The 10,545-nt window shown below is 72.8% G+C and carries 7 protein-coding genes; all 7 read left to right on the forward strand.

Annotation, left to right across the window (positions count from 1 at the left end):
• Positions 1–51 precede the first annotated feature (51 nt).
• Entirely contained in the window at positions 52–1,509 is a 1,458-nt protein-coding gene (gene cysS, locus NR072_RS10110) for a cysteine--tRNA ligase (protein WP_256837129.1), read from the forward strand.
• Positions 1,510–1,583: 74 nt separating this feature from the next.
• Positions 1,584–2,573, forward strand: coding sequence for a 23S rRNA (guanosine(2251)-2'-O)-methyltransferase RlmB (rlmB, locus tag NR072_RS10115; protein WP_036317879.1), 990 nt, complete (start codon positions 1,584–1,586; stop codon positions 2,571–2,573).
• A gap of 233 nt (positions 2,574–2,806) precedes the next feature.
• Positions 2,807–3,814, forward strand: a complete 1,008-nt coding sequence (locus tag NR072_RS10120; protein WP_060973912.1) for an ABC transporter substrate-binding protein — start codon at positions 2,807–2,809, stop codon at positions 3,812–3,814.
• 131 nt (positions 3,815–3,945) lie between these two features.
• Entirely contained in the window at positions 3,946–4,935 is a 990-nt protein-coding gene (locus tag NR072_RS10125; protein ID WP_036382447.1) for an ABC transporter permease, read from the forward strand.
• Positions 4,928–5,719, forward strand: a complete 792-nt coding sequence (locus NR072_RS10130; RefSeq protein WP_041104730.1) for an ABC transporter ATP-binding protein — start codon at positions 4,928–4,930, stop codon at positions 5,717–5,719. Before NR072_RS10125 ends, NR072_RS10130 begins: the two co-directional genes overlap by 8 nt.
• Before the next feature lie 103 nt (positions 5,720–5,822).
• A complete protein-coding gene (locus NR072_RS10135; RefSeq protein ID WP_044658573.1) occupies positions 5,823–7,922 on the forward strand; it encodes an alpha-1,4-glucan--maltose-1-phosphate maltosyltransferase in 2,100 nt (699 codons plus the stop codon).
• A 40-nt stretch (positions 7,923–7,962) separates the two neighbouring features.
• A complete protein-coding gene (gene glgB / locus NR072_RS10140) occupies positions 7,963–10,293 on the forward strand; it encodes a 1,4-alpha-glucan branching protein GlgB (RefSeq protein ID WP_060974271.1) in 2,331 nt (776 codons plus the stop codon).
• The last annotated feature ends 252 nt before the right edge of the window (positions 10,294–10,545 follow it).

Raw genomic sequence — 10,545 nt, forward strand, 5'->3', positions numbered from 1 at the left:
GGCTGGCAGAGCCCCGTCAGGACCCCGCCCCTCCGGAAGGACCGCGCCCCCATGGCCCAGCGCTTCTACGACACCCGCACCGCGCAGATCCGGGACTTCGAGCCCCTCGTGCCCGGCGAGGCGTCGGTGTACTACTGCGGGGCCACGGTGCAGGGCATGCCGCACGTGGGCCACGTGCGCAGCGCGATCGAGTTCGACATCCTCATCCGCTGGCTCGAGGCCACCGGGCTGCGCGTCACCTCGGTGCGGAACGTGACGGACATCGACGACAAGATCCTCGACCGCTCGGCCGCCTCCCACGAGGCCGGCTTCGAGGCCTCGGACCTCTACCCGGCCCGCGAGCCGTGGTGGGCCCTGGCCTACCGGTTCGAGAGGGCGTTCGACGCCGCCTACCTCGCCCTCGGCGTCCGCCGTCCCACCTACGAGCCGCGCGCCACCGGCCACGTGCCCGAGATGTTCGCGCTCATCGAGCGCCTGATCGAGCGCGGCCACGCCTACCCCGCGCAGGACGGCTCGGGAGACGTCTACTTCGACGTCCGGTCCTGGGAGCGCTACGGCGAGCTCACCCGCCAGCGCGTGGAGGACATGCAGGACGCGCCCGACGCCGACCCGCGCGGCAAGCGCGACCCCCGCGACTTCGCCCTGTGGAAGGGCGCCAAGCCCGGTGAGCCCGCCACCGCCGTGTGGGAGTCGCCCTGGGGAGCCGGCCGCCCCGGATGGCACCTGGAGTGCTCGGCCATGTCCACGAAGTACCTCGGCGCCGAGTTCGACATCCACGGCGGCGGCCTGGACCTGCGGTTCCCGCACCACGAGAACGAGCTGGCCCAGTCGGCGGCCGCCGGGGACGGCTTCGCCCGCTTCTGGCTGCACAACGGGCTCGTCACCTACGGCGGCGAGAAGATGTCCAAGTCCGTGGGCAACACGATCTCCCCCGAGGAGATGCTCGGCATGGCCCGCCCGACGGCGGTGCGCTACTTCCTGGGGCAGGCCCACTACCGCTCCCAGCTCGACTACCGGCCCGGCGCCCTCGACGAGGCCGAGGCCGCCGTCGAGCGCATCGAGGGCTTCACGGCCCGCGCCCGCGCCGCCGGCGCCGTCCCGCCCGCCCCCGACGGGGCGCTCGCGGACCGTGTGCCCGCCGCCTTCCGCGCCGCCATGGAGGACGACCTCAACGTGCCCCAGGCGCTCGCGGCCCTGCACGAGGCCGTGCGCGCCGGCAACTCGGCGCTGGCCGGGCAGGACCTCGACGCCGCGGCCGCCCGTCTGGCCGAGGTGGAGGCCATGACCGCGGTGCTGGGCCTGGACGACGTGCCCGAGGGCGACGACGCCGCGCCCGGCCCGGTGTCGGACGCCCTCGACTCGCTCGTCCGCTCGCAGATCGAGGCGCGGGCACAGGCCCGCGCGGACAAGGACTGGGCCACCGCGGACCGCATCCGCGACGCGCTGGCCGCGGCCGGCGTCGTGGTGGAGGACGGCGCCGACGGCGCCACATGGCGCCTGGCGGACTGACACCTAGACTGGAGGGCGATCCGGCGGCGCCCCGCGTGCCGCCGCCCCCGTCCCCGGCACGCAGGAGTCCCGCCATGTCCACCGCACCCCGCTCCGGCGGATCCCGCAAGCCCAAGGGCAAGAAGGGCCCCATGAAGGGCACCGGCGGCCACGGTCGCAAGGCGCTCGAGGGCCGCGGACCCACCCCCAAGGCCGAGGACCGGGTCTACCACAAGGCGCACCGCGCCAAGCAGCTGGCCGAGCGCTCGGCCGCCAAGCGCGGTCCCGTGAAGGACCAGGTCCGCGGCCGCGTGAAGCTCACGGACGAGACGGTCTCCGGTCGCAACCCCGTGCTCGAGGCGCTGCGCGCGGGCATCCCGGCCAAGGCGCTGCACGTGGCCGTGCGCATCGAGATGGACGACCGCGTCAAGGAGGCCCTGCGCCTCTGCCTCGAGCAGGGCGTGCCGGTCCTGGAGAACACCAAGCCGGAGCTGGACCGCCTCTCCGGCGAGGCCGTGCACCAGGGCATCGTGCTGCAGATCCCGCCCTATGAGTACGCGGACGCCACGGCCCTGGCCCTCGACGCGCTGGCCAAGCACGAGAAGGGGCACCTGCGGACCCCGCCGCTGCTGATCGCGCTCGACGGCATCACCGACCCCCGCAACCTCGGCGCCATCATCCGGGCCGGTTCCGCGTTCGACGCGGACGGCGTGATCGTGCCCGAGCGGCGCTCCGTCGGCGTGACCGCCACCGCCTGGCGCACCTCGGCCGGCGCGGCCGCGCGGGTGCCCGTGGCCCAGGCCGGCAACCTGAACACCACCCTCGTCGACCTGCACAGGGCCGGCTACTTCGTGCTGGGCCTCGACGGCGGCGGGGACGTCTCCCTGCCCGGGCTCGCCCTGGCCACGGAGCCGCTCGTGCTCGTGGTGGGGGCCGAGGGCAAGGGTCTGTCCCGCATGGTGCGGGAGCACTGCCAGCAGATCGTGTCCATCCCGATCGACTCGACGATGGAGTCCCTCAACGCCTCGATGGCGGTGGGCATCTCCCTGTACGAGATCTCGGTGCAGCGCGCCGGCGGGCGCTGACCTCCACGGCGCCCCCGCCCGGGATGACGGCCAGGCGGGGACGCGGGTGTCGCACACGGCGCCGACGCGGGCAGAGTGTCCACAGTGACGCCGGTCACATGGCAGGATGTCGTGTGGATGCGCGCACGTCTTGCCCGTGACGCGTGTCACCGCGCACAGTGTCTGCACTGTGTCCGACGGGCCCCCGTCGGCGAGCGCATCCCGCACCGCACCATCAGAACGAGGTCCGTCTCATGAAGCACCCCTCCCTCCCCCTCACCGCCGCCCTCGCCGTCGCCGCCCTCGGGCTCACGGCGTGCGGCGACTCCGGCTCCGGCGGCTCCGGCTCGTCCTCCGCCGCCGGCGACGGCTCCTACACCGTGGGCATCAACCAGCTCGTCTCCCACCCGGCGCTCGACGGCGCGGCCGAGGGCTTCAAGGAGGCGTTCAAGGACGCCGGCCTGGACGTGACGTTCGAGGAGCAGAACGCCCAGGGCGAGCAGGCCACGGTCACCTCCATCGCCTCCACCTTCGCCAACGACGCGGACGTGGACCTCGTGGCCGCGATCGCGACCCCTGCCGCGCAGGGCACCGCCTCGGCCGTGAAGGACAAGCCGGTCGTGTTCATGGCGGTCACCGATCCCCAGGGCGCTGAGCTCGTGGCCTCGGACGAGGCCCCGGGCGGCAACGTCACCGGCGTCTCGGACCGCAACCCGGTCAAGGAGCAGCTGCAGCTGCTCAAGGACGTGAAGCCGGACGCCACGACCGTCGGCATCGTCTACAACTCCGGCGAGGCCAACTCCAAGGTCCAGGTGGACCAGGCCAAGGAGGCCGGCAAGGAGCTGGGCCTCGAGGTCAAGGAGGCCACCATCACCAACTCGTCCGAGGTCCAGCAGGGCGTGCAGTCCCTGTCCGGCGTGGACGGCATCTACGTGCCCACGGACAACGCCGTCGTCTCGGCGCTGGAGACCGTGGTGGGCTACGGCAAGGAGCAGCGCGTCCCCGTCATCTCGGCGGACATCGACTCCGTCGAGCGCGGCGCCCTGGGCACGTACGGCATCGACTACGAGGCGCACGGCAAGCAGGCCGGCGAGATGGCCGTGAAGATCCTCAAGGACGGCGCGAAGCCGGCCGAGCTGCCCGTGGGCTACGCCGACCCGGCCAACCTGCAGCTCGTGCTGAACCCGAAGGCCGCCGAGGCCTACGGCGTCGAGATCCCCGCCGAGCTCACGGACAGGGCCGATCAGCTCGTCGAGGGCTGATCCCGCGCCTGCCCGCCTCCGCGGCGGCCCGGACCTCGTGGTCCGGGCCGCCGCGGAGCACGTCGACGGCCGGCCCACCCCGTCCCGCCGTCGTCCGTCCCCCCTCGCACCGCCCGAAAGGCACCCGCCCCATGCTGACCGCAGTGGAACTGGGTCTGATCTACGCCGTCGTCGCGCTCGGCGTGTACCTGACCTTCCGCATCCTCGACTTCCCCGACCTCACGGTGGACGGCTCGTTCACCACCGGCGCCGCCACGGCCGCCGTGCTCATCACGGGCGGCACGCCGGTGCCCCTGGCCATGCTCGCCGCCTTCGTGGCGGGCGCGCTCGCGGGCCTCGTCACCGGCCTGCTGCACACGAAGGGCCGGATCGACGGCCTGCTCGCCGGCATCCTCACGATGATCGCGCTCTACTCGATCAACCTGCGGATCATGGGCAAGGCCAACATCCCCCTGCTCGGCCAGGACACCCTGTTCACGTGGCTCGGCGACCTGGGACTGGCCCGGAACTGGGGCTCGATCCTCGTGCTCTTCCTCGGTGTGTTCGTGGTGAAGCTGATCCTCGACTGGTTCCTGCACACGGACCTGGGCCTCGCCCTGCAGGCGACCGGTGACAACGAGGAGATGATCCGCTCGTACGGCGTCTCCACGGACCGGATGAAGATCCTCGGCCTGATGATCTCCAACGGCCTCGTGGCCCTCGGCGGCTCCCTGCTGGCCATGTACCAGGGCTTCGCGGACATCTCCATGGGCATCGGCCTCATCCTCGTGGGCCTGGCGTCCGTGATCGTGGGCCAGGCCGTGTTCGGCCAGCGCACGGTCTTCTGGGCGACGCTCGCCGTGATCGTCGGCGCCGTGCTCTACCGCCTGATCATCCAGTTCGCCCTCAACGCGGGCCTGAGCCCGAACGACATGAAGCTGATCTCCGCGGCCCTCGTCGTCGTGGCCCTGCTGCTGCCGCGCTTCGGCTTCGCCAGGCGCCTGAGCCTGCGCACGCGGGGCACGGCCGCGACCCCGGCGCCGGCCGCCGCCGCTCCGGCCACCGCCGGCATGCCCCTGACTGGCGAGCCGGGCGGCGCCACCCCCGCCGCATCCGTCTCCGAGGAGGCCCCCCGTGCTTGAGATCTCACAGGTCTCCAAGACCTTCTTCCCGAACACCGTCAACGAGCGGCGCGCCCTGCGGGGCATCGACCTGCACCTGGCCGAGGGCGACTTCGTCACCGTGATCGGCTCCAACGGCGCCGGCAAGTCCACGATCCTGAACACGATCGCCGGCAAGCTGCTCCCGGACACCGGCACCGTGGCCGTGGGCGGCAAGGACGTCACCCGCATGCCGGACCACCGCCGCGCGGCCTCGATCGGCCGGGTGTTCCAGGACCCGACGGCGGGCACGGCCCCGAATCTCACGATCGAGGAGAACATGGCCCTGGCCTGGCGACGCGGGCACGCCCGCGGGCTCTCGCGGGGCGTCTCCCGCGCCCGGCGCGCGATGTTCCGCGACGAGCTCACGAAGCTCGAACTCGGCCTGGAGAACCGCCTCACCGCCAAGGTCGGGCTGCTCTCCGGTGGCCAGCGTCAGGCGCTCAGCCTGCTCATGGCCACGTTCTCCGGACCGAAGATCCTGCTGCTGGACGAGCACACCGCCGCCCTGGACCCGTCCCGGGCGGAGCTGGTGACCCGCCTGACCCGGCAGGTGGTGGCCGAGCACCGGCTCACCACGCTGATGGTCACGCACAACATGTCCCAGGCCCTCGAGGTCGGCAACCGGCTGATCATGATGCACGACGGCCGGATCATCCTCGAGCTGGACGAGCAGGAGAAGGCCGGGCGCACCCCGGCGGACCTGCTGGCCGAGTTCGGCAAGATCAAGGGCGCCGTCGTGGACGACAAGACCATGCTGTCCTGAGCGTCCCGTCCGGCGCCCCGTCCCCGGCCCGCCCCTCCGCCCCCCACGGCGGGCGGGCGGGCCGGCCGTTCTCACCGGCGCGGCCGCGGGGTAGCGTCGTGGCGTGAGCACCGTGAAGCCCGACACCCAGAGCGCCACCGCAGCCGATGTCCGCCTCCAGACCGTCACGGGGCGTATCCCGGTGACGGACGTGCAGCCCGTGGTGCTGGACGGCCGGTTCCCGGCGAAGGCCGTGGTCGGCGAGGACATCCCCGTCCGCGCGACCGTGTTCCGCGAGGGCCACGACTCCGTGCGCGCCACCGTCCGCCTGTTCGACCCGGCCGGCGCCGAGGTGCAGCGCGTGCAGATGCGTCCGGGCCGGCCCGGCCTGGACGAGGTCGTGGCCACGCTGCGGCCCGCCGAGCCGGGCCTGCACCAGTTCGTGGTCGAGGGCTGGGACGATCCGGTGGGCACGTGGAAGCACGCGGCCACCGTCAAGATCGCCGCCGGCGTCGACGTGGAGCTGATGCTCGCCGAGGGCGCCGCCCTGTTCCGCCGGGCCGCCGAGGACGCGGAGCGCTCGGCCGAGGACCGCGCCGTGTTCGAGGAGGTCGTTCGCGGCCTCGAGGACGAGTCGCTCATCCCGGCCCAGCGCCTGGCCTCCGCCGAGTCGGCGGAGGTGTCCGCCGTCCTCCACGCCCGCCCCGTGCGGGAGCACCTCACGAGCTCCGAGCTCTACCCGCTGGACGTGCAGCGCGAGCTCGCCGGCCGCGGCGCCTGGTACGAGTTCTTCCCCCGCTCCGAGGGCGCCCGCTTCGACGAGGCCTCCGGCACGTGGTCCTCTGGCACCTTCGCGACGGCGGCCGACCGGCTCCCGGCGGTCGCCCGGATGGGCTTCCAGGTGGTCTACCTGCCGCCGATCCACCCGATCGGCACCACGCACCGCAAGGGTCCGAACAACACGCTGACGGCCGGGCCGCAGGACCCGGGCTCGCCGTGGGCGATCGGTGGGCCCGAGGGCGGGCACGACGCCGTGCACCCGGACCTGGGCACCGTCGAGGACTTCGAGGCGTTCGTGGCCGCGGCCGCGGACGAGGGCCTCGAAGTGGCCCTGGACCTGGCCCTGCAGTGCTCCCCGGACCACCCGTGGGTCGCCGCGCACCCGGAGTGGTTCACCACCCGCGTGGACGGCACCATCGCGTATGCGGAGAACCCGCCGAAGAAGTACCAGGACATCTACCCGCTGAACTTCGACAACGACCCGGGCGGCCTCGCCCAGGCGGTGCTGGACGTGGTGCGGGGCTGGGTGGCCCGCGGCGTGCACATCTTCCGCGTGGACAACCCGCACACCAAGCCCCTGTGGTTCTGGGAGTGGCTGATCGCGAAGGTCCGCGCCGAGGAGCCGCGCGTCGTGTTCCTCGCCGAGGCCTTCACCCGTCCCGCGATGATGCACGCCCTGGGCAAGGTCGGGTTCCAGCAGTCCTACGGGTACTTCACCTGGCGGAACACGGCCGAGGAGCTTGCGGAGTACCTCCAGGAGATCTCGCACGAGACGCCGGCGTTCTATCGCCCCAACCTCTTCGTCAACACGCCGGACATCCTCACGGAGTACCTGCAGCACGGCGGCCCGGGCGCGTTCCGGATCCGCGCCGTCGTCGCCGCCACGGCCAGCCCGCTGTGGGGCGTCTACGCCGGGTTCGAGCTGTTCGAGCACGTGGCCCGGCCGGGCGCGGAGGAGTACATCGACAACGAGAAGTACGAGTACCGCCCCCGGGACTGGGAGGGCGCGGAGGCCGCGGGTGCCTCGCTCGCCCCGTACCTCACCCGGCTCAATGAGATCCGCGCGGCGCACCCGGCGCTGGGCGACCTGCAGAACCTGACCCTGCACGCCTCGACGCACCCTGACCTGCTCGTGTTCTCGAAGACGCGCTCGGCCCGGCCCGAGGGTGCGCACCGGGACGCCGAGGCGGTCACCGACGCCGGTCCCGCGGAGGACACCCTGATCGTCGTCGTCACCACGAACCCGCACGACGTCGTCGAGGCGACCCTGGACCTGGACCTCGAGGCGCTGCGTCTGCGCCCCGAGGACCGCGACGCGTCCGGGGCCGTCGAGGTGGAGGACCTGCTCACCGGCCAGCGCTGGCGGTGGGGCCGCACCCCGTACGTCCGCCTGGACCCCCACGTCGAGCCCGCCCATGTCCTGCGGGTCGTCCGGAACGGCTGAGCCGCTCCCGACGCCCGCCGTCCCCAGAACAGGAATCGCCATGACCCCGTCCGCCGCCCCCCGTCCCGCCGTCGCCCCGCTCGCCGTGGACCCGGAGGTGCTGGCCGCCGTCGCGCAGGGCCGGCACCACGATCCGCACACCGTGCTGGGCGCCCACCCGCATCCCGACGGCGCGGCGGTCACCTACCGCGTGCTGCGCCCGCTGGCGCGCACGGTCACGGTGGTCCGCGCCGGCGACGGGCAGCGGGTGGAGCTGACGCACGAGCACGACGGCGTGTTCGCGGGCGTGGCCCCGACGCCCCGCGTGGCCGGGGCTGCCGCGGGCGACTACCGCGTCGAGGTGGCGTACGAGACCGAGGACGGCACGACCGGCCCCGTCCAGGAGCAGGACGACGCGTACCGGCACCTGCCCACGCTCGGCGAGCTGGACCTGCACCTGATCGCGGAGGGCCGGCACGAACGGCTGTGGGAGGTGCTGGGCGCCCGCGTGGTCCGCACCTCCGCGGGCGAGGCCGTCGGCACGGCCTTCGCGGTCTGGGCGCCGAACGCGCGGGCCGTGCGCGTGGTGGGCGACCACAACGGCTGGGACGGCCGGACCCATGCCATGCGGTCCCTCGGCTCCTCCGGCGTGTGGGAGCTGCTGGTGCCTGGCGTCGGTCACGGCGACCGCTACAAGTTCGAGATCCTCGGCCGGGACGGGCTCTGGCGGCAGAAGGCGGACCCGATGGCCCGCTGGACGGAGGTCCCGCCGGCCACGGCCTCGCGTGTGCTCGAGTCCGACTACGCCTTCGGGGACCGCACCTGGATGGAGCGCCGCCGTCTCACGGACCCGCACGAGCGCCCGCTGAGCATCTACGAGGTGCACCTGGGCTCGTGGCGGCCCGGGCTGGACTACCGCGAGCTGGCCGAGCAGCTCGTGGAGTACGTGCAGTGGCTCGGGTTCACGCACGTGGAGTTCCTGCCGGTCGCGGAGCATCCGTTCGGCGGGTCCTGGGGCTACCAGGTGACCGGCTACTACGCCCCCACCTCCCGGTTCGGCTCCCCGGACGAGTTCAAGCACCTGGTGGACGCGCTCCACCGGGCGGGGATCGGCGTCATCGTGGACTGGGTGCCGGCGCACTTCCCGAAGGACGAGTGGGCGCTCGCGCGCTTCGACGGGACCGCCCTGTACGAGCACCCGGACCCGCGGCGGGGCGAACATCCCGACTGGGGCACCCTCGTGTTCGACTTCGGCCGCACCGAGGTCCGCAACTTCCTCGTGGCCAACGCGCTCTACTGGCTCGGCGAGTTCCACATCGACGGGCTGCGCGTGGACGCCGTCGCCTCGATGCTCTACCTGGACTACTCGCGCGAGGACGGGCAGTGGGAGCCCAACGTGCACGGCGGCAACCACAACCTCGAGGCCATCGACTTCCTGCGCGAGGTCAACGCGACCGTGTACCGCCTGCACCCCGGCGTCCACATGATCGCGGAGGAGTCCACGGCCTTCTCCGGGGTGAGCGCTCCCGTGGACGCGGGCGGTCTCGGCTTCGGCAAGAAGTGGAACATGGGCTGGATGCACGACACCCTGGCCTACCTGTCCCAGGACCCGGTCAACCGCCGGTGGCACCACGAGCAGTGGACGTTCTCCCTGGTGTACGCCTACTCGGAGAACTACGTGCTGCCGCTGTCCCACGATGAGGTCGTCCACGGCAAGGGCTCCCTGCTGGGCCGCATCCCGGGCGACCGACGGCAGCAGCTGGCGACCCTGCGCGCCTACTACGGGTACATGTGGGCGCACCCCGGCAAGCAGCTGCTGTTCATGGGCGGGGAGTACGCGCAGCCGAGCGAGTGGTCCGAGGGCGAGGGCCTGGACTGGCCCGTCTCGTGGGATGAGGCGCACCGCGGGGTCCAGCTGACGATCCGGGAGCTCAACGCGCTCTACCGCAGCAAGCCGGCGCTGTGGTCGCTGGACCACAGCCCGGAGGGATTTGCGTGGGTGGACGGCGGCGACGCCGACGGCAACACGCTCGTGTTCCTCCGCATGCCCGCGGCGCAGGTGGTGCCGGAGACACGGATCGACGACGACGGCGCCGCGGTCCCGGCCGCTGAACCGGGCGGCGCCCCGCTGCTGTGCATCACCAACCTCTCGGGGTCGCCGCGTCAGGGGCTGCGCGTGGGGGTGCCGTCCGCGGGGGAGTGGACGGTGGTGCTGGACACCGATGCGACCGACTTCCACGGTGACGGCTGGCGGGAGCAGACCGGCCAGTCCGAGGTGATTGCGGCACACGAGGGCCAGTGGCAGGGCCAGCCGGCCCACGTCACGGTGAACGTGCCGGCGCTGACCACCGTGTGGCTCCAGCCGACCCTGGACACGACGGCCACGCCCTGAGGAGTGGTGCACGTCACGGCCGGGGGTGACGGCGCTGGAGCGTCGAACGGGGCGGGCCAGGCCGAAGGAATCCGCGAGAACAGGCGGAAACCGGCCGCCCACCCGTGACCGCACGCCGGGTGCCGCCCCTGATTTTGTGTTCGGTGGGGTTCGTGTGTAGAGTTCCATCTCGTGCTCAAGACGCCGACCGGGTGACCGGGAGGCGGGGTGAAGAACACAGAATCCGCGGATTCATGCCGAGAATGGCAGGTC

The organism is Micrococcus sp. Mcc89 (assembly GCF_024519795.1).
Classification (GTDB): Bacteria; Actinomycetota; Actinomycetes; order Actinomycetales; family Micrococcaceae; genus Micrococcus; species Micrococcus luteus.